23 protein-coding genes are annotated in these 25,137 nt (G+C 69.4%); 18 read left to right on the plus strand and 5 right to left on the minus strand.

Going from position 1 to position 25,137, the window contains the following annotated elements; genetic code table 11:
• Nucleotides 1-31 precede the first annotated feature (31 nt).
• The 9 genes from RZE79_RS11500 to RZE79_RS11540 all read left to right on the plus strand — a co-directional run bounded on the left by RZE79_RS11500 (nucleotide 32) and on the right by RZE79_RS11540 (nucleotide 7,566).
• Nucleotides 32-1,036 (plus strand): dialkylrecorsinol condensing enzyme, encoded by a 1,005-nt coding sequence (locus RZE79_RS11500; protein WP_319360500.1) that lies wholly within the window; start codon nucleotides 32-34, stop codon nucleotides 1,034-1,036.
• A complete protein-coding gene (locus RZE79_RS11505) occupies nucleotides 1,026-2,162 on the plus strand; it encodes a beta-ketoacyl-ACP synthase III (RefSeq protein ID WP_319360501.1) in 1,137 nt (378 codons plus the stop codon). Before RZE79_RS11500 ends, RZE79_RS11505 begins: the two co-directional genes overlap by 11 nt.
• Nucleotides 2,163-2,249: 87 nt before the next feature.
• Nucleotides 2,250-2,645 carry a hypothetical protein gene (locus RZE79_RS11510; RefSeq protein ID WP_319360502.1) on the plus strand — a complete coding sequence of 132 codons (396 nt, stop codon included), beginning with the start codon at nucleotides 2,250-2,252 and terminating at the stop codon, nucleotides 2,643-2,645.
• Nucleotides 2,642-3,622, plus strand: coding sequence for a BtrH N-terminal domain-containing protein (locus RZE79_RS11515; RefSeq protein ID WP_319360503.1), 981 nt, complete (start codon nucleotides 2,642-2,644; stop codon nucleotides 3,620-3,622). Before RZE79_RS11510 ends, RZE79_RS11515 begins: the two co-directional genes overlap by 4 nt.
• Entirely contained in the window at nucleotides 3,622-4,530 is a 909-nt protein-coding gene (locus RZE79_RS11520) for an ABC transporter ATP-binding protein (RefSeq protein WP_319360504.1), read from the plus strand. Before RZE79_RS11515 ends, RZE79_RS11520 begins: the two co-directional genes overlap by 1 nt.
• 9 nt (nucleotides 4,531-4,539) lie before the next feature.
• Nucleotides 4,540-5,697, plus strand: a complete 1,158-nt coding sequence (locus RZE79_RS11525) for an ABC transporter permease (protein WP_319360505.1) — start codon at nucleotides 4,540-4,542, stop codon at nucleotides 5,695-5,697.
• Nucleotides 5,694-5,972, plus strand: a complete 279-nt coding sequence (locus RZE79_RS11530) for an acyl carrier protein (protein WP_153284944.1) — start codon at nucleotides 5,694-5,696, stop codon at nucleotides 5,970-5,972. The genes RZE79_RS11525 and RZE79_RS11530 overlap by 4 nt, the downstream gene beginning before the upstream one ends.
• A complete protein-coding gene (locus RZE79_RS11535) occupies nucleotides 5,969-7,051 on the plus strand; it encodes a beta-ketoacyl synthase N-terminal-like domain-containing protein (RefSeq protein WP_319360506.1) in 1,083 nt (360 codons plus the stop codon). Before RZE79_RS11530 ends, RZE79_RS11535 begins: the two co-directional genes overlap by 4 nt.
• Entirely contained in the window at nucleotides 7,048-7,566 is a 519-nt protein-coding gene (locus tag RZE79_RS11540; protein ID WP_319360507.1) for a hypothetical protein, read from the plus strand. The genes RZE79_RS11535 and RZE79_RS11540 overlap by 4 nt, the downstream gene beginning before the upstream one ends.
• Here RZE79_RS11540 and RZE79_RS11545 read toward each other — a convergent pair.
• From RZE79_RS11545 to RZE79_RS11565, 5 genes are all read right to left on the minus strand, one after another.
• Nucleotides 7,542-8,165 (minus strand): N-methyl-D-aspartate receptor NMDAR2C subunit, encoded by a 624-nt coding sequence (locus RZE79_RS11545; RefSeq protein WP_319361159.1) that lies wholly within the window; start codon nucleotides 8,163-8,165, stop codon nucleotides 7,542-7,544. The two genes, RZE79_RS11540 and RZE79_RS11545, sit on opposite strands and share 25 nt — an antisense overlap.
• Nucleotides 8,166-8,170: 5 nt before the next feature.
• Nucleotides 8,171-9,277 (minus strand): lytic murein transglycosylase B, encoded by a 1,107-nt coding sequence (gene mltB, locus RZE79_RS11550; RefSeq protein ID WP_319360508.1) that lies wholly within the window; start codon nucleotides 9,275-9,277, stop codon nucleotides 8,171-8,173.
• A gap of 74 nt (nucleotides 9,278-9,351) precedes the next feature.
• Nucleotides 9,352-11,373, minus strand: a complete 2,022-nt coding sequence (locus RZE79_RS11555; protein WP_319360509.1) for a DUF3488 and transglutaminase-like domain-containing protein — start codon at nucleotides 11,371-11,373, stop codon at nucleotides 9,352-9,354.
• A 13-nt stretch (nucleotides 11,374-11,386) separates the two neighbouring features.
• Nucleotides 11,387-12,367 carry a DUF58 domain-containing protein gene (locus tag RZE79_RS11560; RefSeq protein WP_319360510.1) on the minus strand — a complete coding sequence of 327 codons (981 nt, stop codon included), beginning with the start codon at nucleotides 12,365-12,367 and terminating at the stop codon, nucleotides 11,387-11,389.
• Nucleotides 12,364-13,284, minus strand: a complete 921-nt coding sequence (locus RZE79_RS11565; RefSeq protein ID WP_319360511.1) for a MoxR family ATPase — start codon at nucleotides 13,282-13,284, stop codon at nucleotides 12,364-12,366. Before RZE79_RS11565 ends, RZE79_RS11560 begins: the two co-directional genes overlap by 4 nt.
• An 89-nt stretch (nucleotides 13,285-13,373) precedes the next feature.
• Between RZE79_RS11565 and RZE79_RS11570 the strand changes: the two genes are divergently transcribed.
• From RZE79_RS11570 to RZE79_RS11610, 9 genes are all read left to right on the plus strand, one after another.
• Nucleotides 13,374-14,327: a histone deacetylase family protein gene (locus tag RZE79_RS11570; RefSeq protein ID WP_099796365.1), complete on the plus strand. Its 954-nt coding sequence runs from the start codon at nucleotides 13,374-13,376 to the stop codon at nucleotides 14,325-14,327.
• Nucleotides 14,328-14,366: 39 nt separating this feature from the next.
• On the plus strand, nucleotides 14,367-15,656 hold the full coding sequence (locus RZE79_RS11575) for a mechanosensitive ion channel domain-containing protein (RefSeq protein ID WP_319360512.1): 1,290 nt from the start codon (nucleotides 14,367-14,369) through the stop codon (nucleotides 15,654-15,656).
• 136 nt (nucleotides 15,657-15,792) lie between these two features.
• Nucleotides 15,793-16,542 (plus strand): electron transfer flavoprotein subunit beta/FixA family protein, encoded by a 750-nt coding sequence (locus tag RZE79_RS11580; protein WP_153284935.1) that lies wholly within the window; start codon nucleotides 15,793-15,795, stop codon nucleotides 16,540-16,542.
• 2 nt (nucleotides 16,543-16,544) lie between these two features.
• The gene (locus tag RZE79_RS11585; protein WP_319360513.1) at nucleotides 16,545-17,477 is read left to right on the plus strand and encodes an FAD-binding protein; all 933 of its coding nucleotides are present in this window, start codon (nucleotides 16,545-16,547) and stop codon (nucleotides 17,475-17,477) included.
• An 88-nt stretch (nucleotides 17,478-17,565) separates the two neighbouring features.
• Complete coding sequence (locus tag RZE79_RS11590) at nucleotides 17,566-19,356, plus strand: acyl-CoA dehydrogenase (RefSeq protein ID WP_319360514.1); 1,791 nt, start codon at nucleotides 17,566-17,568, stop codon at nucleotides 19,354-19,356.
• 78 nt (nucleotides 19,357-19,434) lie between these two features.
• A complete protein-coding gene (locus RZE79_RS11595; protein ID WP_153284932.1) occupies nucleotides 19,435-20,397 on the plus strand; it encodes a nitronate monooxygenase family protein in 963 nt (320 codons plus the stop codon).
• A gap of 68 nt (nucleotides 20,398-20,465) precedes the next feature.
• On the plus strand, nucleotides 20,466-21,560 hold the full coding sequence (locus tag RZE79_RS11600) for an acyltransferase (RefSeq protein ID WP_319361161.1): 1,095 nt from the start codon (nucleotides 20,466-20,468) through the stop codon (nucleotides 21,558-21,560).
• Nucleotides 21,561-21,716: 156 nt separating this feature from the next.
• Entirely contained in the window at nucleotides 21,717-23,414 is a 1,698-nt protein-coding gene (gene cydD / locus RZE79_RS11605) for a thiol reductant ABC exporter subunit CydD (RefSeq protein WP_319360515.1), read from the plus strand.
• A complete protein-coding gene (locus tag RZE79_RS11610) occupies nucleotides 23,411-25,114 on the plus strand; it encodes an ATP-binding cassette domain-containing protein (RefSeq protein WP_319360516.1) in 1,704 nt (567 codons plus the stop codon). Before cydD ends, RZE79_RS11610 begins: the two co-directional genes overlap by 4 nt.
• The last annotated feature ends 23 nt before the right edge of the window (nucleotides 25,115-25,137 follow it).

A 25,137-nucleotide genomic window follows, 5' to 3' on the forward strand; every position in this document is an offset into this window, starting at 1 on the left:
TACATTCGACGGCCCCCGCCACGCCCCGCCTGTGAATCCAAGTTCTTCCAGCCCCTCCGCCAGCCCTCCTGCCACCCCGAGCGCGCGTGCCAAACGCGTCCTGCTGATCCAGTACTCGCAGACCGGGCAGCTCGACCGCGTGGCCGGGCAGATCGCCGCGCCGCTGCGCGCCGACCCGGGCATCGACCTGCATGTGGAAACGCTGCGGCCGCTGCAAAGCTTTCCCTGGCCCTGGCCGTTCCTGACTTTTTTCGACGCGTTTCCGGAGTCGGCCCACATGAAGCCGGGCCCGCTGGCGCCGCTCGCGCTCACGGGCGACGAAGACTTCGACCTCGTCATCCTGCCGTACCAGGTCTGGTTCCTGGCGCCCGCGCAGCCGATTGCGGCCTTTTTGCAGCACCCCGTGGCGGCGCGGCTGCTCAAGGGAAAACCCGTGGTCACGGTCATTGCGTGTCGCAACATGTGGCTGCTGGCCCACGAAAAGCTCAAGGGCCTGCTCGCCGCGACCGGCGCGCGCCTGATCGACAACGTGGTGCTGACCGACCCTGGCCCCACGCTGGCCACCTTCTTCACCACGCCGGCCTGGCTCATCTGGGGCCGCAAGCGCGGCTTCTGGGGCATGCCCGACGCGGGCCTGAGCGAGGAACAGATCCGTGGCTGCAGCCGCTTCGGCCGCGCCCTGCGCGACGCGCTGCACGAAGGCCGAGAGCAGGGCGATGCGCCCTTGCTGGCCGGGCTGGGCGCGGTGCGCGCCGACGCACGGCTGCTGGTCAGCGAGAAGGCCGGCACGCGCAGCTTCTACCTCTGGGGCAAGCTGATCATGGCGGCCGGCGGGCCGGGCGCGGCGGTGCGCAAACCGCTGCTGCTGCTGTACGTGCTGTTCCTGCTGGCGCTGATCGTGACCGTCGTGCCGGTGAGCCTGACCTTGCAGGCGCTGCTGCGGCCTTTGTTCCGAGGGTGGCTGACTAAAATGACCGCTCAATTCGAGCGCCCGTCGGGCTCTGCCACGGACCGGCTCCCTTTTTATGACGACTGATGTTTTCCTGACCCGCACCGCTGCCTTCCTGCCTTTTTCTCCGGTCAGCAACGAAGACATCGAAGAAGTGCTGGGTCGCATCGGCGGCAAGGTGTCGCGTGCGCGACGCCTCATCCTGCGCAGCAACGGCATCCAGTCGCGCCACTACGCCATCGACCGTGCCACCGGCCAGCTGGCCATGACCAACGCACAGCTCACCGCCGCGGCCATCCGCGCGCTGGGCGACGACATCGGCCCGGTCGACTGCCTGGCCACCGGCACCTCGCTGCCCGACCAGCTCATGCCCAACCATGCGGTGATGGTGCACGGCGAACTGGGCTGGCCCCGGCTCGAGGTGGTGGCCTGCGCCGGCATCTGCCTGGCCGGCGCGGCGGCGCTCAAGCATGCGTGGCTGTCGGTGCGCGCGGGCGATGCGCGGCGCGCGGTCGCCACGGGCTCCGAACTGGCCTCGGCCGTGATGCGCGGCATCAACTTCGAAGCCGAACTCGAGCACAAGATCGAAGCGCTCGAAGCGCGCCCCGAGATCGCCTTCGAGAAAGACTTCCTGCGCTGGATGCTGTCCGACGGCGCCGGCGCGGTGCTGCTGGAGCGCGAACCGCGCGGGCCGCTGTCGCTGCGCGTCGAATGGATCGAGCTGTCATCGGCCGCGCACGAACTGCCGGTGTGCATGTATGCGGGTGCCGACAAGAACGCGCAGGGCGGTCTCGACGGCTGGGCCCGCACCTCGCCCGCCGACTGGCAGCGCGACTCGACCTTCGCCGTCAAGCAGGACGTGCGCCTGCTCAACGACAACATCGTGCGCGCCACGCTGACCGAGCCGCTCGCAGCCCTCATCGAGCGTCGCGGGCTGAAGACCGACGACATCGACTGGTTCCTGCCGCACCTGTCGTCGCATTATTTCGTCGAGCCCGTGGCGGCCAGCCTGGCCTCGCTGGGCCTGCCGATTCCGCGCGAGCGCTGGTTCAGCAACCTCGCGACCAAGGGCAACACCGGCTCGGCCTCGCCGTACATCATGCTGGACGAGCTGTTCCGTTCCGGTCGCATCCAACCCGGCCAGAAGTTGCTGATGTTCGTGCCCGAAAGCGGTCGCTTCTCCAGCGGCTTCATCTACCTGGAGGCTGTATGACCTTGCCCCCACGCTCATCGCTTCGCGTATCGCTGCCCCCCGAGGGGGCGCAGGCCTCCCTTGGGGCGGCCCGGCGGGAGGCCTGACATGGACCTCGATGCCGTGCCCCAAGAGGGCAACGCGACCCTCGCGGGCCATTCCAAGCTGATGTACGCCCGCGACGCGCAAGGCCGCGTCGTCACCACGACGTCGAAGGGCTGGGAGGCGGAAGAGATCGTCACCAGCCATGCGGTCGACGTGCTGGTCGAGCAGGCGCAGGAGGCCAAGGTGCGCGTGAAGGCCGGACTGGCTTCGCCGCTCGAATACTGGATGTACGAGCGTCGCATGGACGTGGCGCTGCTCTCGCAGACCAGCGGCTTCTGGCAATGGCGCGTGCGCCGCCACCTGCAGCCGCGCCATTTCGCCGCGCTGTCGCCGACCCAGCTCGCACGCTACGGCCAGGCGCTGGGGCTGCCCATTTCCACCCTGCAAGGCCTGCCGTGAACTTCCAACACCAACAGGCGGCGCATTGCGAAAGCGGCGTCATCTCCAGCCTCATGCGCCACCACGGCGCGCCGATGAGCGAGGCGATGGCGCTGGGGTTGTCGTCGGCGCTGTCGTTCGCCTACCTGCCGTTCATCAAGCTGTCGGGCCTGCCGCTCATCTCGTACCGCATGCCGCCCAAGGCCATCATCAAGGGCCTCTTGGCACCGATGGCCGCGCGCTTCCGCTTCGAGACCTTCCGCAGCCCGCAAGCAGGGCAGCAGCGGCTCGACGCGCTGCTGGCCGACGGCCAGCTCGTGGGCCTGCAGACCTCGGTCTACTGGCTGCCGTACTTTCCGCCGAACATGCGCTTTCACTTCAACGCGCACAACCTGCTGGTCTACGGCAAGGACGGCGACGACTACCTGATCAGCGACCCCGTGTTCGAGGAACCCGTGCGCTGCGCCAGCGAAGACCTGTCGCGCGCGCGCTTCGCCAAGGGCGTGCTGGCACCCAAGGGGCTCATGTACTACCCGCAGGCCATCGAGCGCAAAGCGGTCGACGCCGCCTCGGTGACCAAGGCGATCCGCAAGACCGTGCGCAACATGCTCGCGCCCGTGCCCATCGTGGGCGTGCGCGGCATGCGCACGCTGGCCAAGCGCATGCACAAGCTGTCGCCCAGCGATCCGCGCAGCGTCGACTTCATCGGCCACCTGGTGCGCATGCAGGAAGAAATCGGCACGGGCGGGGCGGGCTTCCGCTTCATCTACGCGGGCTTTTTGCAGGAGGCGGCGCAGCTGCTCGACAAGCCGCAGCTGACGCAGATGTCCGAACGCCTGATCGCCATCGGCGACGGCTGGCGCGCGTTCGCGCTCAAGGCGGCGCGCATGGTCAAGGGGCGCGAGCCGGTCGATCCGGTCGCGCTCGCCGGCAAGCTGCGCGAACAGGCGCAGCAGGAAGAAACCTTCTTCCGCGACCTCAAGGCCGCCGTCGCCTGATGCTGGAGCTTCGTCAGCTCGGCTACCGCTACCCGCACGCTGACAAGGCCGCGCTGGCCGACGTGTCGCTCGCCGTGCCGCGCGGTTGCGTGCTGGGCCTGCTCGGCCCGAACGGCGCCGGCAAGACCACGCTGATCTCGCACCTGTCGGGCGCGCTCGCGGTGCAGTCGGGCGACATCCGCATCGACGGCCAGCCGTTGCAGCAGGTGCGCGCCAAGGCGCCCACGCGCATTGCCGTGGCGCCGCAGGACCAGGCCTTCTATCCGATGCTCACCGTGGCCGAGAACCTGGCCTGCTTCGCCGCGGCCGGCCAGCTTTCGGGTGCGCGCAAGAAGGCGCGCATCGACACCTGCACGCAGTTCGCGCAGCTGGAACAGTTCTCGGGCGTGCGCGCCGAGCGGCTGTCGGGTGGCCTGAAGCGCCGTCTCAACCTCGCGATCGCCTTGCTGCCCGAGCCCGAGCTGATGCTGTTCGACGAGCCGACCGTGGGCGTCGATCCGCAATCACGCGCCTTCATCCTCGATGCGATCAAGAGCCTGGCGCATGCCGGTGCGGCGGTGATCTACGCCTCGCACTACATGGAAGAGATCGAGGCCATCGCCGACCGCGTGGCCATCCTCGACCAGGGCCGCGTGCTGCGCGAAGGCCCGCTCGACGCGCTGCTGTCGCAAAGCGCGATGCTGCTGACCCTGGCCGCCGACGGCCTCGATGCGCAGATGCTGTCGCGCTTCGGCACGGTGGAGCAGGGGGCGGCGCACTGGCGCATCCACCTGAATCCCGACACCGGCCCGGGCCCCGTGCTGGTCGCGCTCGAAGCCGAGGGCATCGAGGTGCGCCAGGCCGAGTTCGGCCGGCACGACCTCGAGCAGCTCTTCATGGCGCTCACGCACCGTTCGCTGCGCGACTGATCGAACGACATGCTTTTCGCGCTCATCAAGAAAGAACTGCTGGCCCTCGTGCGCGACATGCACGGGCTGGCCGTGCTGTTCGTGATGCCGATGGTGTTCATCGTGCTGATGTCGCTCACGCTGAAAGACATCTACCGCCCGCCGCTGGCCGAGCTGAGCTACGCGGTCGACGTGCGCGACAGCGACACGCCCGCCAAGTGGCTGCTGCAGATCTGGCAGCGCAGCCACGGCGCGCCGCAACCGCTGGGCGCCGACTGGCAGGCGCGGCTGCGCAGCGGCACGCTCAAGTACGTGATCGTGCTGGAACCCGGGCTGTCGGAAGAACTGGAATCGGCCGCGCTTTCCACGCGCGCCCACATCCGCCTGCTGGCCGAACCCGGCATCGACGCCAACCTGTTCAATGCGCTGCGTGCCGAGCTCATCGGTGCCTCGGGCGAGCTCAAGGCGCGGCTCGCGCTGGCAGTGCCCGGCACGGCCAGCCCCGCGCCCGATGCGTCCATCCAGGCGATGGTGCAGGCCGAGCGCTTTGCCACGGCCGGCCCGCGGCCCACGTCGGTGCAGCAGAACGTGCCGGCCTGGCTGGTGTTCGGCATGTTCTTCGTGGTCGCTTCTCTCTCTAGCCTGTTCGTGCAGGAGCGCGGCTCGGGCGCGCTCGGCCGGCTGCAGAGCCTGGGCGTGTCGCGCACGATGCTGCTGGCCTCCAAGGCCTTGCCTTACCTCGGCGTGAACGCGCTGCAGGCGCTGCTGATGCTGGCGGCGGGCATCTGGCTCATGCCGATGATCGGCGGCGACGCGCTCTCGCTGTCGGGCATCCACTGGGGCGGCTTGCTGCTGTCGCTGGCGGCCGTGAGCCTGGCGGCGGTGAGCCTGTCGCTCGCGGTGGCCTGCCTCGTCAAGAGCCATGCCCAGGCCGCCACGCTCGGGCCGATGGTGAATGTGCTGATGGCGGCGGCGGGCGGCATCATGGTGCCCAAGTTCGTCATGCCGGGCTTCATGCAGCGCATGGTCGAAATCTCTCCCATGAACTGGGGGCTGGAAGCGTTGCTCACCGTGCTGCTGCGCGGCGGCGGCGTGGCCGAGGTGCTGCCGCAGGTCGGCCGGCTGGTGGCGTTCGCGGCCCTCATGTTTTTCGTGGCTGTCTTTCTGTTTCGCAGGCGCGCACCGTGACGAGCACCGCTTCTTCTCCTGAATTCATCGCCCGCCTCAAGGCCCTCGTGCTCGAGGCCGTCGAGAAAGACGCGCCGCCCGGCGGCCTCGGCGACGACGAACCGCTGTTCGGCCCCGAAGCGCGACTCGACCTCGACTCGCTCGACGCGCTGCAGGTGTCGATGGCGATCCAGCAGCACTTCGGCCTGCGCATGCCCGACAGCAAGGACACGCGCCGCGCCCTGACCTCCATCGCGCACCTGGCGGAACACCTGGTGCAAGCGGGCAAGGCATGAGCCTGAGGAGTCCGGTGTACCTGGCGGGCATGGGCCTGGCCTGCGTGCTTGGCGACGATCTGCCGTCGGCGCTCGCGGCATTGCGGCGCGGCGGCGTGCCGCCCACGCCGGTGACCGTGGCCGACGGCCAGCAGTGGCCGGTCTACACGCTACCGGTGCCGCCCGGTGACTGGGCGCAGCGCGTGCAGCACACGGTGCGCCGCGTGGTCGCGCAGACCGGCGACGGGCTGGACCGGCGGGGGCCGCTGTTCGTGGCCTCGTCGTCGCTCGACATCGGCGCCATGGAACACGCGCAGCACGACGCGCGGCTGAGCGGCGACCTGCAGGACTTTGCCGACATCGCCGCCGCCGCGCTCGACTGGCAAGGCCCGGTCTTCACCGTCTCGACCGCCTGCACCTCGGCGCTCAATGCGATGCTGGCGGCAGCCGACATGGTGCGCGCGGGGGAGGCCCGCGAGGCGCTGGTGATCGGCGCCGAGCTCGACAACCGCTTCACCGTGGCCGGCTTCGGTGCGATGCAGCTCCTCGCGCCCGACAGCGCGCGGCCCTTCGGCGCGGGTCGCCAGGGGCTGGTGCTCGGCGAGGCCGTGGCGGCGCTGCGGCTCGGGTCGCAACCTGCGCGCTGGGCGCTGGGCGGTGGCGCCAACGTGGTTGATGGGCGCAACCCCTCGGGCACAGAAGCGAGCGCGGTGCGCGCGATGTGCCGCGAGACGCTGGCGCGCAGCGGCCTGCAGCCCGCGGACATCGACCTCATCAAGGTGCAGGCCGCCGGCAGCCCGGTCAACGACGCGATCGAGGTGGAAGCGCTGCGGCAGGTGTTCGACCCGCTGCCGCCGCTGGTGTCGCTCAAGTCGGCGATCGGCCACACGCTTGGCGCGGCCGGGGCGGCGGAGCTGGCCTTGCTGGTCGGCTGCATCGAAGGCGGCGTCTGGCCATCGGTCGGCTATGCGCTCGACGAGGCGCTCGGCATCGCACTGAGCGACCGGCCGCCGGCGCGGCTGCGCCACATCCTGCTCAACGTCGTGGGCTTCGGCGGCGGGCATGCGTCGCTGGTGCTGACGGATTGCAGCGCCGCATGAACCCCCCGACTTGGCGCACCGTTGCGCACGTCGTGGCGCATCCGCCGCCCGACGACTGGCGCGATGCACTGGCGACCCGCCTGGGCCGTCGGCCGCGCCGTGTCGGCCTGTGGACCGAGCTGGCGATGTACGGGGCGCGCGCGTGCCTCGATGCGGCCGGTGAAGCCGCGTTGCCAGCCGGTGCGCGCCTGCGCGTGACCAGCCAGCGCGGCGCATGGGAAGCCACGCGCGCGGGGCTGGCGCAGCTCGACACGGGCTTGCCGATGCCCTTCACCTTCATGCAGAGCCAGCCTGCGCTGATGCTGGCGGAAGTCGGCCGCTGCCTCGACTGGCAGGGCGATGCGAGCTTCATGCTGTGCCGCGATCTTGCGCGCCCGCTGGCGCTGTCGCAGCTCGGTGCGGGGCGCGACGGCCTGCTGTTCGGCGTGGTGGAGGAAGCATTCGGCGACGTGCCGCCGCGCTCCGAGTGGTGGCGCTTGGTGCCGACCGATCAGGCTGCCGCGATCGACCGCTGAAGGTTCTCGCGCGCTCGCGCTTCGAGCAGTGCATGCAGGCGCGGCGTGGCGTAGATCGCCGGACGGTCGAGGAAGCGCTGGAGGATCGCGCGCCGACGCGGCAGGCGAATCTCCTCTGGAACGAAGCCGTACTCCGCGTGCACCTGGCGCTCGTACTCGTCGAAGCGCGCACGCCCGGCGCCGAGGATCGACAGGTCGATGTCGATCAGCAATTCAGCGTCGCGGCCCTCGGGCACGGCGTCGTGGCGCGTCGCCATGACGAGCGCGTGGACGCGATCGGCCGCCACTGCATCCACACCTGCGGCTTGCAGGGCTTGCCGTGCCCAGTCGGCGCTGCGTGCCTCGTTGTCGCGCGCATGCACGTCGTAGATCGCATCGTGGAACCACAGCGCCAGCGCCACTTCGCCGGGGTGTTCGGCCAGCGCCTGTTCCTGGTCGAACCACGCGAGGCATTCGCCGAGGTGCTGCATCGTGTGGTAGTGGCGCTGCGGCTCGCTGTAGCGGCGCTGCAGTTCGAGCCACAGCGCGTCGTCGGGCGCGGCCACCCCGAGCGCGCGCCAGGCTGCGGTCCAGTTCGCGTGCAGCGCCTGCGGTGTCATGGCAGTCACTGCGCCATCGCGGCCTTGACTTCCTGCCCGAGGTCGAGCACCGACATCGCGTAGTAGCTGCTCCAGTTGTAGCGGGTGATCACGTAGAAGTTGCGCGTGCCCGCGACATAGGTCGGCGGTGCGTCGAGGCCGTTCTGCAGCTCGATGAGCGCGAGCAGGCCCTTGTGCTTCAGGCCTTCGCCCTCGGGCACGGCGCCCGCGGCGACGAAGCTGTCGGCACTGAAAGTCGGCAGGATGTCGGGCGCGAGCAGCAGCGCCTTCTTCAGGCGCGCTTCCTCGAAATGCACAGGGTAGATCGACGGCATGCCCGGCGTCCAGCCGAAGCCCTTGAAGTAGCTCGCGACCGAGCCGATCACGTCGACCGGGTTGTTCACGAGGTCGATGCGGCCGTCGCCGTCGAAGTCGACCGCGTACTTGGCGATGCTGCTGGGCATGAACTGCGGCATGCCCATCGCGCCGGCGTAGCTGCCCACGGGCGTGAGCGGATCGTCGGCGGTGCGGCTTTCGGTGCTCAGGAAACTCTCGAGCTCGCCGCGGAAGAAGGCGATGCGCTCGGCGGCGCGCGGATGGCCTTGCGGAAAGTCGAAGGACAGCGTGGCCAGCGCATCGATCACGCGGAAGTTGCCCATGTTGCGGCCGTAGATGGTCTCGACGCCGACGATGCCGACGATGATTTCCGGCGGCACGCCGTAGGTGGCTTCGGCGCGCGCGAGCGTGTCGGCGTTGGCGCGCCAGAAGCGCACGCCGGCCGCGATGCGCACCGGGTCGATGAAGCGGCTGCGGTAGGTCTGCCAGTTCTTCACGGTGCCGACGGGGCCCGGCAGCATCAGGCGCGGCACGTTGGGCAGGAAGCGCGCGGCGCCGATGGTGGCGCGCACCCAGTCGCGGTCGAGGTTGCGGCGCTTGGCGACCTCGTCGGCAAACTCCATGGCGTCGTCGCGCGCGGCGTAGGGAACGCTGCCGCGCACGGGCGTGACGGCGGCGGCGCGGCCGTTCGCGGAGGGCTTCTGGGCCAGGGCTCCCGTGGGCCAGGCGGCGCAGGCGGCGAGGAGGGCGGTGGCGGCCGCTGCGGCGCGCAAGGGCGTGGGGAAGGCGTGTGACATGGACACGATTGTGCCGCCCGTGCGCATGCGCACTTTCGGGCGACACATGTGGTTGCAGCCCCGTGGCCTGCGTGTCAGGCGCGCGGCGGTGTGGGCGGCCAGGGCAGCCGGCGGAACTCGGCGCGCAGCGCGGCGAGCGACGCGGGCGTGGTGGGCGCATAGCGCTGGGCTTCGAGCTTCAGCAGCCAGTCGCGCACCGCCTGCGCGGCGGGCCCGAAGCGGGCGTCGGCCGCCTGCGCCATCTGCCGCGGCGGCGCGGTCTCGGGCAGCGGCAGGCCGGCCTTCGCCAGGCGCGCACGGGCGCGGCCCAGCAGCCGCAGCCACGGGTCATGCTGGCTGCGTTCCCACAGCGTCCAGCCGGCGCCGGCCAGGCTTGCGGCCACCAGCAGGTACAGCAGCACGTAGGCCAGGTCTTCCAGGCTCGGGGCGTTGAAGCCGAGGGTCTTGAGCAGGTCGAGCTGGCGGCTCTGCGTGTAGTTGAGCACCCACTGGTTCCAGCCGTTGTTCACGGCTTCCCAGGCGGCGCGCAGGTTCTGCACCAGCGTCGGGCTCATGACGCCGATGGCGCCTGCGAACAGGCCGGGCTGCGCCGTGAGGCGCTGGAACTGCCCGATGCGCCCCGGCGCGACCGAGCCGGTCGGGTCGACGCGCACCCAGCCCGCGCCCTCTTGCCACACCTCGGCCCAGGCGTGCGCGTCGCTCTGGCGCACGACCCAGTAGTTGTCGACGTTGTTGAGTTCGCCGCCCTGGTAGCCGGTGACGATGCGCGCCGGAATCTGCAGGTTGCGCATCAGCACCACGAAGGCCGAGGCGATGTGCTCGCAGAAGCCTTCCTTGCGATCGAACCAGAATTCGTCGGCGGTCTCGTTGCCGTACACGCCGGGCTCCAGCGTGTAGGTGTAGCCGCCGGTGCGCAGGCGTTGCAGCGCGGCCTGCACGAAGGCCTGTGCATCGGCGCCGGCCAGCGCGGGGTCGGCGCGCATCTGGGCGGCGAGTGCGGCGGTGCGCGGGTTGCTGCCGGCCGGCAGCGCCAGGTAGGGCTGGAGCCGGCTGCCCGTGCGCGTGACCGGGCCGCTTTCGAACTGCGGATGGCTTTCTGCGCGGTAGCGCACGAGGTCGGTGACCGGCCGGTTCACGAACCACTGCAGGTCGGATGTGCCGATGACCTCGTAGCCGGGCAGCGCGGGCGCGCGCGGCGCCGCGTCGAGCGTGAGCAGCCACGGGCGCTGGCTGGCTTCGAGCGTGACCTCGTAGCGCACCGGCTCGCCGCGCGTGCGCAGGTTCGACACCGCCTGCCCGCTGCGCGCCCAGGTCGGCAGCGCCGTCCACTCACGGCCGTCGAACTGCGCCAGCACGGGGCCGCGAAAGTACAGCTGGCTTTGCGGCGGCGCGCGGTTGTCGTCGAACTTGATGCGCGCGGCGATGCTCCCGTCCAGCGCCAGTTCGGCGATGGTGCCGACCCGCATCGTGTTCGACAGCCCGCTGCGCCCGGCCATGGCGTCACTGGGCGTGCCCCACAGCGGCGCGAAGCGCGGGAACAGCAGGAACAGCGCGAGCATCACCGGCGCGCCCGCCAGCGCCATCCAGCCGGCCATGCGCGCGGCCTGCATCAGCGGCGGCCGGCCCACCGGCATGTGGGCGTTGACCAGCGCCGTCAGCAGGCCCAGCAGCGCCAGCAGCATGGTGAAGGCGGTGAGCAGCGACTGCGAATAGAAGAAGTTCGTGAGCATCGCGAAGAAGCCCAGGAAGAAGACCACGAAGGCGTCGCGCCGCGCGCGCAGCTCCAGCGTCTTGAGCGCCAGCAGGCACACGACCAGCGTCACGCCCGCGTCGCGGCCCAGCAGCGTGCGGTGGGTGGCGTAGGTGCCGGCCAGCGCCAGCGCCAGCAGCGCGATGCGCCACCACTTGCCGGGCAGCGGGCGCGCCTGCACCGCCAGCGAGGCGCGCCACAGCAGCACCATGGCGGTGATGGCCGAGCACCACCACGGCAGCTCGTTCACCTGCGGCAACAGGATGAGGCCGATGACGCAGAGCAGGAACAGCGTGTCCCGTGCGTCCCTCGGCAGTGCGGTGAGTTCGCGGACGACCCGGTTCATGCAGCGACCTCGTTCATGCGCACAGCGCCAGCGCCTCGAGGCAGGCGCGCCGGTGCGCTTCGCCCTGCGACGGCTTCACCGTGCGTCCGGCCACGCGCACGCCGTAGTCCACGCCGAGCCGGTCGGCCATCAGCACCCAGGCGCACAGGCGCGACAGGCGGGCTTCGGTGTCGGGCAGTGCGGCGGCCTGCGCGTCGAGCCAGAGTTCTTCGCGCTGCGTCTGCTGCGTGTCGCGGCTCACGAGGTCTTCGGAGCCGTTGGCCTGCGCGCGCGCGGCCTTCTTCCAGACCACGAGCTTGAGCGGGTCGCCGCGGCGGTAGGCGCGCACGCCGTCGTACTCGCCGGCGTTCTGTGCCCGCATCGCGGCCGACGCGGCGGCAGGCCCCGAGAGCGGTTCGCCCGGCGGCAGCGGCGGCGGATGGGCCTCGGGCGTCGGGTACACGAGCATCTGCGCGGCCGGCCGCCAGACGGTCCACACCCGGAAGGTGCCGAGCGGAAAGCGCGTCTCGGCCGTCAGCGGCGGCACCGGGTGCAGGCCGCGCCGCTCGGGCTGGAAGGCGATCTCCACGGTGGACGTGCCTTCGGCCGGCACGTCGGTCCAGGCCCACTGGCCGCTGCCGCGCACCGCCATGCCGATGCCGTAGCGCACGCTGCGCCGCGTGTTGTGCAGCACCACGCGGAACACCGCCGCGGCGCCCGCGAACTGCGCCTCGGGCGGCACCATGCGCAGCGCCAGCCCGCGCAGCGTGGCGTGGCACACATGCATGCCCACCGCGACGCAACCTGCCAGCAGGAAGGTGAGCAGGTAGCCCAGGTTGAGCTGGTAGTTGATCGACGCCACCAGCAGCACCAGCAGCGTGGCCGCCAGCGTCCAGCCGGCGCGCGTCGGCACGATGTAGACGTTGCGCTGGGTGAGCTCGAGCGTGTCCGACGGCGGCCGGCGCGAAAGAAACCAGCCGTCGATGCGCGAACGCAGGACGCCGACAGGGGTCACGGCAGCGGCACCGCGGCGATCATCGCGCGCACCTGTTCGACCGCGCCGCGGCCCGCGTCGCCCACGGGCGTGAGGCGGTGCGCGATCGTCTGCGGCAGCACGGCCTGGATGTCGTCGGGCGCCACGTAGTTGCGGTTGGCCAGCAGCGCCTGCGCCTTGGCGGCGCGCAGCACGGCGATGCCCGCGCGCGGCGAGAGGCCCTGCAGGAACCATCGGCCCGAGCGGGTCGCGGCGATCAGGTCCTGCAGGTAGTTCAGCAGCGGCTCGGCCGCATGCACCTGCTGCACGCGCTGCTGCAGGGCGGTGAGTTCGCCGGCGGTCAGCAGGGCGGGCAGGCCGGCGAGCATCTCGCGGCGGTCGGCGCCCGCGAGCAGCTGGCGCTCGGCGGCGCGGTCGGGGTAGCCGAGCGAGATGCGCATCAGGAAGCGGTCCAGCTGCGACTCGGGCAGCGCGAAGGTGCCGAGCTGGTCCTGCGGGTTCTGCGTGGCGATCACGAAGAAGGGCGTGGGCAGGGGGCGGGTCTCGCCCTCGACCGTGACCTGCTTTTCTTCCATCGCCTCGAGCAGCGCGCTCTGGGTCTTGGGGCTGGCGCGGTTGATTTCGTCGGCCAGCAGCACCTGCGCAAAGATCGGCCCGGGGTGGAACACGAAGGCTTGCTGGCCCCGGTCATAGATCGCCACGCCCGACAGGTCGCCCGGCATCAGGTCGGCCGTGAACTGCACGCGCGAGAACTGCAGGCCGAAAGTGTGCGAGAGCGCATGGGCCAGCGTGGTCTTGCCGACCCCCGGCACGTCCTCGATCAACAGGTGGCCGCCGGCCAGCAGACAGGCCACGCAGTCGCGCACTTGGGCATCTTTGCCAACAATCACCGTGTTAAGCTGACTCAGCAAAGAGGCTAGCTTCGCGGCTACGTCCATATTTGTATCCATATGCAAACGATACCGTAAGACCTTGCGGCCCCATGCCGTGTGAGGTCTAGACGCGACGACACGAGACACGGCGAGAGATGGGCAAGACAGGCTACTTCACGCATCGCGACTTCTGGAAGCACGACATGGGCAACGGGCATCCCGAATGCCCTGAGCGCCTGGATGCCATCGAAGACCGGTTGTTGCTGACCGGCGTCGGCGACGCGCTGGCGCGGGGCGAAGTGCCCCTGGCCACGCTGGAGCAGATCACCCGGGCCCACAGCCACGCGCACGTCGAACACCTCGAGGAACTGCAGCAGCGCCTCGTGGCGGACGCGCCGGCCGGCGGCCCCGACCATGCGCAGGTCGACCCCGACACCGTGCTCACCCGCTTCACCCTGCTGGCCGCGCGCCGCGCCGCTGGCGCCGCCGTTGCGGCGACCGATGCCGTGATGGCCGGCGAGATCGAGAACGCTTTTTGCCCCGTGCGCCCGCCGGGCCACCATGCCTGCCGCGAGCAGGCGATGGGCTTCTGCTTCTTCAACAACGTGGCCATTGCTGCGCGGCACGCGCTCGAGGTGCACGGCCTGGACCGCGTGGCCATCGTCGATTTCGACGTGCACCACGGCAACGGCACCGAGAACATCCTGTCGAACGACCCGCGCGTGCTGATGGTCGGGTTCTTCCAGCATCCGTTCTATCCGTACAGCGGCACCGAGCACCCGGCCTCGAACATGCTCAACCTGCCGATCCCGGCCTACACCAAGGGCATGGACGTGCGCGAGCTGGTCGAGGCGATCTGGATGCCGCGGCTCGACGCCTTCAAGCCGCAGATGGTTTTCATCAGCGCCGGCTTCGACGCCCACCGCGAAGACGAACTCGGCCAGCTCGGCCTCAACGAAAACGACTTCGCCTGGATCACCGGCCGCGTGCGCGATGTCGCCAAGCGCCATGCGCGCGGGCGCATCGTCTCGCTGCTCGAGGGCGGCTATCACCTCGACGCCCTGGCGCGCAGCGTGGAAGCGCACATCCGCGTGCTGGCAGACCTCTAACGCAGACGGCGCCCGCGGGGCGCCATGTTTCTTTCATCGATGAATTTCAATTTCAACGACTTCCTCCAACGTGTGAACCAGGTCGACGCACGCGGCTTGGGCATCGAACTGGCCGTGCTCGTGAGCTGCGTTGCCGTGGCATGGGCGGTGTGCAAATGGTTCGGGCGCGACCAGCCCAAGGACTCGATCTGGTTCGGCGAACGCACCTTCGACGGCCTCCTGTTCCCGCTGCTCGCACTCGTGGTGACCGACCTGGCGCGCCGCGCGGCGCTCGAATTCCTGCCCGTGGTGCTGGTGCTGCGCATCGCCGTGCCGGTGTTCCTGTCGCTGGCGGTCATCCGGCTGTTCGCTCGGGTGCTGCGCGCCGTGTTCCCGACCTCCAGCCTCGTGCGGCTGATCGAACGCACCATTTCCTGGCTGGCCTGGATCGCCGCCGTCCTGTGGATCGTCGGCCTGCTGCCGCCCGTGCTGGCCGAGCTCGACGACATCACGCTGGCCTTCGGCAAGACCCGCGTGAGCCTGCAGACCATCATCCAGGGCGCGCTGTCGGCCGGGCTGGTGCTGATGGTCGCGCTGTGGATTGCCAGCACGATCGAAAAACGCATCCTGCGCGAGGCCGTGAGCGACCTCTCGATGCGCAAGGTGGCGTCAAATGCGGTGCGCGCCTTCTTGCTGCTGATCGGCCTCTTGTTTGCGCTGTCGGCGGTGGGGGTCGACCTCACGGCGCTGTCGGTGCTGGGCGGCGCGCTCGGCGTGGGCCTGGGCTTCGGCCTGCAGAAGCTGGCGGCCAACTATGTGAGCGGCTTCGTGATCCTGCTGGAGCGCTCGATCCGCATCGGTGACAACGTGAAGGTCGACACCTTCGAAGGCCGCATCACCGACATCAAGACCCGCTACACGCTCATTCGTGCGGGCAACGGGCGCGAGGCCATCGTGCCGAACGAATCGCTCATCACCAGCCGCGTGGAAAACCTGTCGCTGGCCGATCGCAAGTTCAACATCGCGACCAACATCGTGGTCGGCTACGAGAGCGACGTGGCGCAGGTGCAGGGCATCCTGTGCGACGCCGCCAAGGCCCAGCCGCGCGTCATGACCGACCCCGCGCCTGTCGCCTACCTCGTCACCTTTGCGCCCGACGGCCTGGAGTTCAGCCTGAACTTCTGGGTCGCCGACCCTGACAAGGGCAAGGACAACGTGCGCTCGGCCATCAACGTCGCCATCCTCGAAGGACTGCGCGCTGCCCGCATTGACATTCCCTATCCGCAGCGGGTGCTGCGAGTGGAATCTTTGCCGGCGGGTGCGGCCGCAGCGCCTCCCGCTGTTTTATAATCACGGAAAAGCACGATCGTTCTTTTTTCGACCTTCGAGGCCGACAAGAAGAATGGAGTAGCAGCCAAGGCTGGCGTCCTAAAATGGCCGGCTGCTCTCGAAGCCCCCCTTTTTGCAATCCAATGGAGTCAAGTCAATGAAGGTTCTTGTGCCTGTCAAACGGGTCGTCGATTACAACGTGAAGGTGCGCGTCAAGAGCGACGGCACCGGGGTGGACATTGCCAACGTCAAGATGAGCATGAATCCCTTCGACGAGATCGCTGTCGAAGAAGCGGTTCGGCTGAAGGAAAAGGGCCTCGTGACCGAAGTCATCGCCGTCTCGTGCGGCGATGCCAAGTGCCAGGAGACCCTGCGCACCGCGATGGCCATCGGCGCCGACCGCGGCATCCTGGTCGAAACCACCGAAGAGCTGCAGCCTCTCGCGGTTGCCAAGCTGCTCAAGGCACTGGTCGACAAGGAACAGCCCCAGCTGATCATCCTGGGCAAGCAAGCCATCGATGACGACGCGAATCAAACGGGCCAGATGCTGGCTGCATTGGCCGACCTGCCGCAAGCCACCTTCGCCTCGAAGGTCGAGCTCGCAGCCGACAAGGTCACCGTCGCGCGCGAAGTCGACGGCGGCATGGAAACGCTGACGCTCACGCTGCCCGCAGTCATCACGACCGACCTGCGCCTGAACGAGCCGCGCTATGTGACGCTGCCGAACATCATGAAGGCCAAGAAGAAGCAGCTCGACGTCTTCAAGCCCGAAGACCTGGGCGTGGACGTCAAGCCCCGCCTCAAGACCCTCAAGGTCAGCGAGCCGCCGAAGCGTGGTGCAGGCATCAAGGTGCCTGATGTTGCAACGCTGGTGGACAAACTGAAGAACGAAGCGAAGGTGATCTGAACATGACCGCACTTGTTATTGCCGAACACGACCACGCCAGCATCAAGCCGGCCACCCTCAACACCGTGACTGCAGCCCTGGCTTGCGGTGGCGACGTCCACATCCTCGTGGCCGGTGCCAACGCCGCCGAAGCCGCCAAGGCCGCCGCGCAGATCGCCGGCGTGTCCAAGGTGATCGCTGCCGACAGCGCATCGCTGGCCGAGAACCTCGCCGAAAACGTTGCAGCCCAAGTGCTCGCGATCGCAGCGAACTACAGCCACATCCTGTTCCCCTCGACCGCCAACGGCAAGAACGTCGCGCCGCGCGTGGCTGCCAAGCTGGACGTGGCTCAGATCAGCGACATCACCAAGGTCGAGAGCCCGGACACCTTCGAGCGTCCGATCTACGCCGGCAATGCCATCGCCACCGTGCAGAGCACCGACGCCACCAAGGTGATCACGGTTCGCACGACCGGCTTCGATGCAGCAGCCGCCGCGGGTGGCAGCGCAGCGATCGAAACCGCTGAAGGCGTCGCAGACAGCGGCAAGAGCAGCTTCGTCGGCCGTGAAGTCACGAAGAGCGAGCGTCCTGAACTGACCGCCGCGAAGATCATCGTCTCGGGCGGCCGAGCTCTCGGCAGCGCCGAGAAGTTCACCGAAGTGATGGCCCCTCTGGCCGACAAGCTCAACGCAGGCCTGGGCGCCAGCCGCGCAGCCGTCGACGCGGGCTACGCTCCGAACGACTGGCAAGTGGGTCAGACCGGCAAGATCGTCGCGCCGCAGCTGTACATCGCCGCGGGCATCTCGGGCGCCATCCAGCACTTGGCCGGCATGAAGGACTCGAAGGTCATCGTCGCGATCAACAAGGACGAAGAAGCACCGATCTTCTCGGTGGCCGACTACGGCCTCGTGGCCGACCTGTTCGTGGCCGTGCCGGAACTTGTGAAGGCGCTCTGATCGCTTCAGCGCATTGAGCCAGAAGGCATCGTTCGCGATGCCTTTTTTACATCTGCCGCATCCGCCGCGGCCCCTGGAGAGAAGAGACATGAGCTACACCGCCCCCCTCAAGGACATGCTGTTCGACATCGAGCACCTGGCCAACATCGGCGAGATCGCCAAGCTGCCCGGCTTTGAAGACGCCGGCCTCGAAACCGCGCAGGCCGTGCTCGAAGAGTGCGCGCGCTTCAACCAGGACGTGGTCGCGCCGCTGAACGTCGAAGGCGACCGCAACCCCTCGTCGTTCAAGGACGGCGAGGTCACCACCAGCAAGGGCTTCAAGGACGCCTTCGCGCAGTACGTGTCCGGCGGTTGGCAGGGCTTGCAGCATCCGGCGGACTTCGGCGGCCAGGGCCTGCCCAAGACCATCGGCGCGGCCTGCGGCGAAATGCTCAACTCGGCCAACATGAGCTTCGCGCTGTGCCCGCTCTTGAGCGACGGCGCCATCGAGGCGCTGCTCACCGCCGGCTCCGACGAGCTCAAGGCCATCTACCTCGAAAAGCTCGTGAGCGGCCAGTGGACCGGCACGATGAACCTCACCGAGCCGCAGGCCGGCAGCGACCTGGCCATGGTGCGCAGCCGCGCCGAGCCGCAGCCCGACGGCACCTACAAGGTGTTCGGCACCAAGATCTTCATCACCTACGGTGAGCACGACATGGCCGAGAACATCGTGCACCTCGTGCTGGCCCGCGTGAGCGGCGCGCCCGAAGGCGTGAAGGGCATCAGCCTGTTCGTGGTGCCGAAGTTCATGGTCAACGCCGACGGTTCGCTCGGCGCGCGCAACGACGTGCACTGCGTGAGCATCGAGCACAAGATGGGCATCAAGGCCTCGCCCACCGCCGTGCTGCAGTACGGCGACCACGGCGGCGCCGTGGGGTACCTCGTCGGCCAGGAGAACCGTGGCCTCGAGTACATGTTCATCATGATGAACTCGGCCCGCTACGCCGTGGGCATGCAAGGCATCGCCATTGCAGAACGCGCCTACCAGCACGCCGTGGCCTACGCGAAAGACCGCGTGCAGAGCCGCCCCGTCGATGGCTCGATCAACGCCAGCGCGCCCATCATTCATCACCCGGACGTGAAGCGCATGCTGATGACGATGCGCGCCTACACCGAAGGCTGCCGCGCGATGGCCTCGGTGGCCGCCGCCGCCTACGACGCCGCGCACCACCATCCCGATGCCGACGCGCGCAAGCAGAACCAGGCCTTCTACGAATTCATGGTGCCGCTCGTGAAGGGCTACAGCACCGAGATGAGCCTCGAAGTGACCTCGCTGGGGGTGCAGGTGCACGGCGGCATGGGCTTCATCGAAGAGACGGGTGCGGCGCAGTACTACCGCGACGCGAAGATCCTCACGATCTACGAAGGCACCACCGCGATCCAGGCCAACGACCTCGTGGGCCGCAAGACCGCGCGCGACGGCGGCCAGACGGCCAAGGCGATTGCCGCGCAGATCGAGAAGACCGAGGCCGAACTCGCCAAGAGCGACAGCGCCGCTGCAGCCGCCGTGCTCAAGCGCCTGACCGCTGCGCGCCTCGCCTTCATCGACGTGGTCGACTTCGTCGCCGGCCAGACCAAGGCTTCGCCGAACGCCGTGTTCTCGGGCAGCGTGCCGTACCTCATGCTCGCGGGCAACCTCGTGGCCGGCTGGCAGCTCGCGCGCTCGCTCATCGTGGCGCAGGACCAGGCTTCGCACAACGTCGACGTCGCCTTCATGCAGGCCAAGATCGCCACCGCGCGCTTCTACGCCGAGCACATCCTGAACAAGGTGCCGGGCATCCGCGACAGCATCGTCGAAGGCGCCGACAGCGTCACGGCGCTGGCGCTCGAAGCGTTCTGAGGCACCGCCGCTGTCGCCCACCTGACGGGCGGCAGCGGCCCTTGCTCTTATAAAACCGAACCCCTTTCCGGAGACGACATGTCCAAGCTGCCTTCTGTTCTCGCGAACCTCCCGTTGCCGATCATCGGCTCGCCGCTGTTCATCATCAGCAACCCCAAGCTCGTGATCGCGCAATGCAAGGCCGGTGTGGTCGGCTCGATGCCGGCGCTCAACGCCCGCCCGGCCGCGCAACTCGAAGAGTGGCTGATCGAGATCACCGAAGAGCTCGCGGCCTACAACAAGGCCAACCCCGACAAGCCGGCCGCGCCCTTCGCCATCAACCAGATCGTGCACAAGAGCAATGACCGCCTGGAGCACGACATGGAGATGGTCGTGAAGTACAAGGTACCGATCGTGATCACCTCGCTGGGCGCGCGCACCGACGTGAACGACGCGGTGCACAGCTACGGCGGCGTGACGCTGCACGACATCATCAACAACAAGTTCGCGCAGAAGGCGATCGAGAAGGGCGCCGACGGCATCATCGCCGTGGCGGCCGGTGCCGGCGGCCATGCGGGCGTGAAGAGTCCGTTTGCGCTGGTGCAGGAAATCCGCCAGTGGTTCGACGGCCCGATCGCGCTGTCGGGCTCCATCGCCTCGGGCGGCGCGGTGCTCGCGGCGCAGGCCATGGGCGCCGACTTCGCCTACATCGGCACCGCCTTCATCGCGACCGAAGAAGCGCGCGCGAGCGACGAGTACAAGCAGGCCATCGTGGACGGCAACTCGGACGACATTGTCTATTCGAGCCTGTTCACCGGCGTGCACGGCAACTACCTCGCGCCCAGCATCGTCAAGGCCGGCATGGACCCGGCCAACCTGCCCGAAGGCGACGTGACGACCATGAACTTCGGCGGCGGCGAGGGCAGCAAGGCCAAGGCCTGGAAAGACATCTGGGGCTCGGGCCAGGGCATTGGCGCGATCACCGAAGTGGCGAGCGCAGGCGCCTTCATCGAGAAGCTCAAGCGCGAGTACCAGGAAGCACGACAGCGACTGGCGCTTTGAGCGGTTCGCACGCAACGGCAGCGACCGTCGCGGTCAGCGGGGCGCCCGCGACGGCGCGGCAGGCGCGCATGCCGCTGCTCGACGTGGTCAAGGGCCTGGCCTGTGCGCTGATCGTCGGGCACCACCTGGCGCGCTATGGCCCGATGCCGGCCGGCGCGCAGGTGCTCGCGCCCGATTTCTTCGGCTGGCTGGCGGACGACGGCCGGCTCGCGGTGCAGGTGTTCCTCGTGATCGCCGGCTTTCTCGCCGCGGCGAGCCTCGCGCCCGACGGCATGCTTCGGGCGGACCGGCCACTGTCCAGGCTCTTCCAGCGCTATGGCCGGCTGGTCATGCCGTACCTCGCGGCGCTCACGGTGTGCGTGCTGGTGGCCGAGGTGGCACGGCCATGGCTCGGTGAAGAGGTGGTGCCGGCCGAGCCGGGCCTCGGCCAGATGCTGGCCCACGGCCTGCTGCTGCAGGACCTGCTGAATTACGAGTCGCTGTCGACCGGTGTCTGGTACGTGGCCATCGACTTCCAGCTGTTCGCGCTGGCGCTCGCGCTGGTCGGGTTGCCCGCCGTGCTGCGCCAGCCCACTTCGGCCGCGCGTTGGGCGCCCGTGGCGCTGGTGTTCCTCGTGGCGGTGGCGTCGCTCACGCTGTTCAACCGGCACGCGCGGCTGGACGAGACGGCGTTCTATTTCTTCGGCGCCTACGGGCTCGGCATGCTGGCCTTCTGGGTCGGCCGTGCCACGCGCGCCAGCACCTGGCACGGCGCCGTCGCGCTGCTGGCGCTGGTCGGGGTGGGCGCGCTCATGATCGATTGGCGCAGCCGCATCGCCATCGCGCTGGTCACTGCGCTGCTCATCGCCGTGGCGCAACGCCGGCAATGGCTGTCGCCCGCGCACTGGCCCGCAGCTGCCGTGCCGCTGCAGCAGCTGGGCCGCATTTCTTATTCGCTGTTCCTGATCCATTTCCCGGTGCTGCTCGCCGTGAATGCGCTGGTGGCGGCGCTGGGGCCGCACGGGCCGTGGGTTGATCTGCTCGGCATGGTCGCGACCTTCGGCCTGTCGGTGGGCGCCGCGGTGCTGCTGTACCGGGGGGTCGAAGCCCGGCCGGCCTCGCTGCGCAGCGTATGCACACTTTTTGCCGCATTGCTCGTCAGCGGCCTCATCGTGTCGTACTGAAGCGTGCCGCGCCCGCTCGGGCGCGGACCTTTTCCTTTCCAAATCTTTGCAAATCTGTTGCCTTGGGGCTTCAGAGCGGGCAGTCTGCGCCAAGTGCTTGTCGTGTGTATGATTGTGAAACTTTCAGGAAATACTGAAAATACACAAAATCAAGGAATGACAGAACAAACGCCGCCACGGTCGCCGCTGAAGGCTTTCACGTCGCCCGACATCGGCAGCGTGGTGCAAGGCGCCGCCGCGCTCGCGTGGTTGCCGCAGGCGGCGCTGTTGGCGATGGCGGTCCAGGGCTTGGCAAGCGGGGAGGGTATGGTGGCCGTGCTGTGGCCGGCGGTGGGCATCTTCTTGCTCGGTCTGCTGCGCGCGGGCTGCGAAGCCTGGGGCGTGCGCCGCACCTTCGGGCGCGCGCGGGCGCAACTGACCACCTTGCGCGCGCAGACCGCATCGACGCTGGCGGCCGGCTCGCCGCTCGACCGTGAACGCGCGCCCTCCGGCCTTGCGGCCAGCGTGCTCTCCGAACAGGCCGAGGCGCTGGTGCCGTACCTCGTGCGCTACCAGCCCGCGCGCTGGCGTGCGACGGTGGTGCCGCTGTTCCTTCTCGCAGCCGTGGCTTGGTTCTCGTGGGTCGCGGCGCTGGTGCTGCTGGTGGCGGCGCCCCTGATCCCGATCTTCATGGCCATCGTCGGCTGGCGCGCCAAGGCGGCCAGCGAGGCGCAGATGGTCGAGATGGGCGGCATGAACGCCTTCCTGCTCGACCGCCTGCGCGGCCTGGCCACATTGCGCGCGCTCGACGCCGTCGATGCCACGGCCGACCGGCTCGGCGCCTCCGCGCAATCGCTGCGCCAGCGCACGATGGCGGTGTTGCGCATCGCGTTCCTGTCGTCGGCGGTGCTGGAGCTGTTCTCCGCGCTGGGCGTGGCGCTGGTCGCGGTCTACATCGGTTTTCATCTGCTGGGCTCGCTCGGCTTCGGCGCCTGGGGCCAGCAGCTCAGCCTGGGCGAAGGCCTGTTCGTGCTGTTGCTGGCGCCGGCGTTCTTCGAGCCGCTGCGCGAGCTGTCGGCGGTGTGGCACGACCGCGCGGCGGGTGAGGCGGCGTTGAAGGCGCTCGACGACCTGCAACGCGGCGCACTGCCGTTGCCCGGCGCGGGTGTCGCGGTCACGCGCGCGGCCACCGGTGCCGCCGGTGCGGGCGCCGCGCCTGCGGTGACGGTCCACGCGCTGCATTTCTCCTGGCCCGGCGAGGCGACGGCGCTCTTCGACGGCTACGAGCTGCGCATCGGCGCCGGCGAGCACATCGCGCTGACCGGCCCCAGCGGATCGGGCAAGACCGCTTTGCTCTCGCTGCTCGCGGGGCTGATGCCGGCCACGCGCGGCGAGATCGCCATCGGCGGCGTGCCGCTCACCGAGCACACGGCCGCCGCGCTGCGTCAGCGCACGGCGTGGATGGGACAGAAGCCCCACGTCTTCGCCGGCTCGGTCGAAGCCAACGTGGCGCTGGGCCGCGCCGACATCGGCGCGCCCGAGGTCGCCGAGGCAATGCGCTTTGCCGCGCTCGATGACGTGGCGCAGGCCCACCCCGGCACCGCGCTGGGCGAGGGCGGCAGCGGCCTGTCGGGCGGCGAGGCGGTGCGGCTGGCGCTGGCGCGCATCGCGGTGCATCCGCACGCCGACCTGATCCTGGCCGACGAACCCACGGCCCGCCTCGACACCGCCACTGCCGCGCGCGTGGCCGATGCGCTGGTGACGCTCGCCCGTGGCCGGACATTGATCGTCTCGACCCACGACCCAGTACTGGCCGCGCGCATGGACCGCACCGTGAGCCTCGGCCCGCAACCGCGGGTGGAGAAGGCCGCATGAGCAACCGGGCTCCTCGTTGGCGCGACCTGCGCCTCGTGCTGCGTCCCTTCCTCGCGACGCAGCCGCGTGCGCTGCTGCTAGGCTGCCTTCTCGCCGCTGTCACTGTGCTCGCAGGCATGGCGCTGCTGGGCCTGTCGGGCTGGTTCATCACGGCGACCGCGCTCGCGGGTCTGCACGCGGCCACGGCCTTCACTTTCGATGTCTTCATGCCGTCGGCCGGCATCCGGCTGCTCGCCCTCGGGCGCACGGGGTCGCGCTACGGCGAGCGGCTCGTCACGCACGACGCCACCTTCGCCGTGCTCGCCGAACTGCGCGTGAGGCTGTTCCGCGGCTGGGCCCGCCCCGAGGCCGCGCGCGATCTGCTGATGCGGCCGGCGCGGCTGCTGTTCCGGCTCACATCCGACATCGATGCACTGGAGTCGCTCTACCTGCGCCTGTTCGTGCCCGCCGCTGCGGCGTTGGGCGCTGCGCTGTTGGCGGGCATCGTGCTCGGCTTCATGCATGTGGGGATGGGCGTGGCGATCGCGCTCTGGCTCTGCGCCATCGGCTGGGGCCTGGCGTACGTCATCGCACGGCGTGCGCGGCGGCCGGCGCGGCAGCGTGCCCATTCGGTCGAGGCGCTGCGTGCGCGGGCCGTCGATCTGGTCGCAGGCCAGGCCGACCTCGCAATGGCGGGCCGCCTCGACGCGCAGCGCGCCGCGCTGATGAACGCCGACGCGCACCTCGCGCAAGCCGACCTCGCGCTGAACAAGCTCGAAGCGGCTGCCGGTTTCGCCTACGGCAGCGCCGGCACCCTGACGTTGGTCGGCGTGCTGCTGGCCGTGGGCGCACTGGTGAGCGAAGGCGTCATCGGCGCACCCGGCGCGGCGCTCGCGCTGCTCATCGCGCTCACCGCCACCGAGCCCTTCGCGGCGCTGCGGCGTGGCGCGCTCGACGCAGGTCGCACGTGGCTGGCCGTGCGTCGGTTGGTGCCGCGGCTGGACCCCGCAGTGGAAGAGGGCGCGCGCCCATTTCGCACCGAGCAAACGGCAGCGGTGCAGGTCGACCAGCTCACCGTCATCCACCCCGGCAGCCTTGTCGAAGTGCTCAGCAGCGTGTCGCTGCATCTGAACGATGGCGAGCGCGTTGCACTGGTCGGCGCCAGCGGCGCAGGCAAGTCCACGCTGCTCTCCGTGATCGCCGGCGATCTCACCCCGCGCGCCGGCCACGTGCAGGCGCAACCGGCCTGCCTGCTGACCCAGCGCACCGAACTTTTCCAGGACAGCCTGCGCGACAACCTGCGCCTTGCCGATCCGGGCGCGAGTGACGAGCGACTGTGGACCGTGTTGCACGCTGCCGGTCTCGACGCCGACGTGCGCGCGCTGGCCACCGGGCTCGACACGCGCCTGGGCGAAGGCGGCCTCGGCCTCTCGGGCGGCCAGTCGCGCCGGCTTGCGCTCGCACGGCTGCTGCTGCGGCCCGTGCCGCTGTGGCTGCTCGACGAACCCACCGAAGCGATCGATGCCGCCACCGCGCACGACGTGCTGCAGCGCCTGGCGCAGCAGGCCGGCGCGCGCACGTTGCTGATCGCCACGCACCTGCGCCGCGAAGCCGCGCTGGCCGATCGCCTCGTGTGCATGGCGCAGGGCCGCATCGTGGCCGACCTGCGCCGCGGCACCGATGCCTTCGAGGCCGCACTGCGTGACCTGCGCCCTGATTGATCCCGAGCCGATACCGAACAAAC

The organism is Variovorax sp. EBFNA2, assembly GCF_033802765.1.
GTDB lineage: Bacteria > Pseudomonadota > Gammaproteobacteria > Burkholderiales > Burkholderiaceae_C > Variovorax > Variovorax paradoxus_H.

Bases quoted from the DNA above. Each gene is read 5' to 3' on its own strand.
- RZE79_RS11570 (WP_099796365.1), top strand. From the start codon at position 13,374: ATGGGCAAGACAGGCTACTTCACGCATCGCGACTTCTGGAAGCACGAC.
- cydD (WP_319360515.1), top strand. From the start codon at position 21,717: ATGACAGAACAAACGCCGCCACGGTCGCCGCTGAAGGCTTTCACGTCG.
- RZE79_RS11545 (WP_319361159.1), bottom strand. From the start codon at position 8,165: ATGACACCGCAGGCGCTGCACGCGAACTGGACCGCAGCCTGGCGCGCG.
- RZE79_RS11595 (WP_153284932.1), top strand. From the start codon at position 19,435: ATGTCCAAGCTGCCTTCTGTTCTCGCGAACCTCCCGTTGCCGATCATC.
- RZE79_RS11575 (WP_319360512.1), top strand. From the start codon at position 14,367: ATGAATTTCAATTTCAACGACTTCCTCCAACGTGTGAACCAGGTCGAC.
- RZE79_RS11555 (WP_319360509.1), bottom strand. From the start codon at position 11,373: ATGAACCGGGTCGTCCGCGAACTCACCGCACTGCCGAGGGACGCACGG.
- RZE79_RS11520 (WP_319360504.1), top strand. From the start codon at position 3,622: ATGCTGGAGCTTCGTCAGCTCGGCTACCGCTACCCGCACGCTGACAAG.
- RZE79_RS11505 (WP_319360501.1), top strand. From the start codon at position 1,026: ATGACGACTGATGTTTTCCTGACCCGCACCGCTGCCTTCCTGCCTTTT.
- RZE79_RS11590 (WP_319360514.1), top strand. From the start codon at position 17,566: ATGAGCTACACCGCCCCCCTCAAGGACATGCTGTTCGACATCGAGCAC.
- RZE79_RS11540 (WP_319360507.1), top strand. From the start codon at position 7,048: ATGAACCCCCCGACTTGGCGCACCGTTGCGCACGTCGTGGCGCATCCG.
- RZE79_RS11565 (WP_319360511.1), bottom strand. From the start codon at position 13,284: ATGGACGTAGCCGCGAAGCTAGCCTCTTTGCTGAGTCAGCTTAACACG.
- RZE79_RS11510 (WP_319360502.1), top strand. From the start codon at position 2,250: ATGGACCTCGATGCCGTGCCCCAAGAGGGCAACGCGACCCTCGCGGGC.
- RZE79_RS11585 (WP_319360513.1), top strand. From the start codon at position 16,545: ATGACCGCACTTGTTATTGCCGAACACGACCACGCCAGCATCAAGCCG.
- RZE79_RS11600 (WP_319361161.1), top strand. From the start codon at position 20,466: ATGCCGCTGCTCGACGTGGTCAAGGGCCTGGCCTGTGCGCTGATCGTC.
- RZE79_RS11535 (WP_319360506.1), top strand. From the start codon at position 5,969: ATGAGCCTGAGGAGTCCGGTGTACCTGGCGGGCATGGGCCTGGCCTGC.
- RZE79_RS11580 (WP_153284935.1), top strand. From the start codon at position 15,793: ATGAAGGTTCTTGTGCCTGTCAAACGGGTCGTCGATTACAACGTGAAG.
- mltB (WP_319360508.1), bottom strand. From the start codon at position 9,277: ATGTCACACGCCTTCCCCACGCCCTTGCGCGCCGCAGCGGCCGCCACC.
- RZE79_RS11610 (WP_319360516.1), top strand. From the start codon at position 23,411: ATGAGCAACCGGGCTCCTCGTTGGCGCGACCTGCGCCTCGTGCTGCGT.
- RZE79_RS11525 (WP_319360505.1), top strand. From the start codon at position 4,540: ATGCTTTTCGCGCTCATCAAGAAAGAACTGCTGGCCCTCGTGCGCGAC.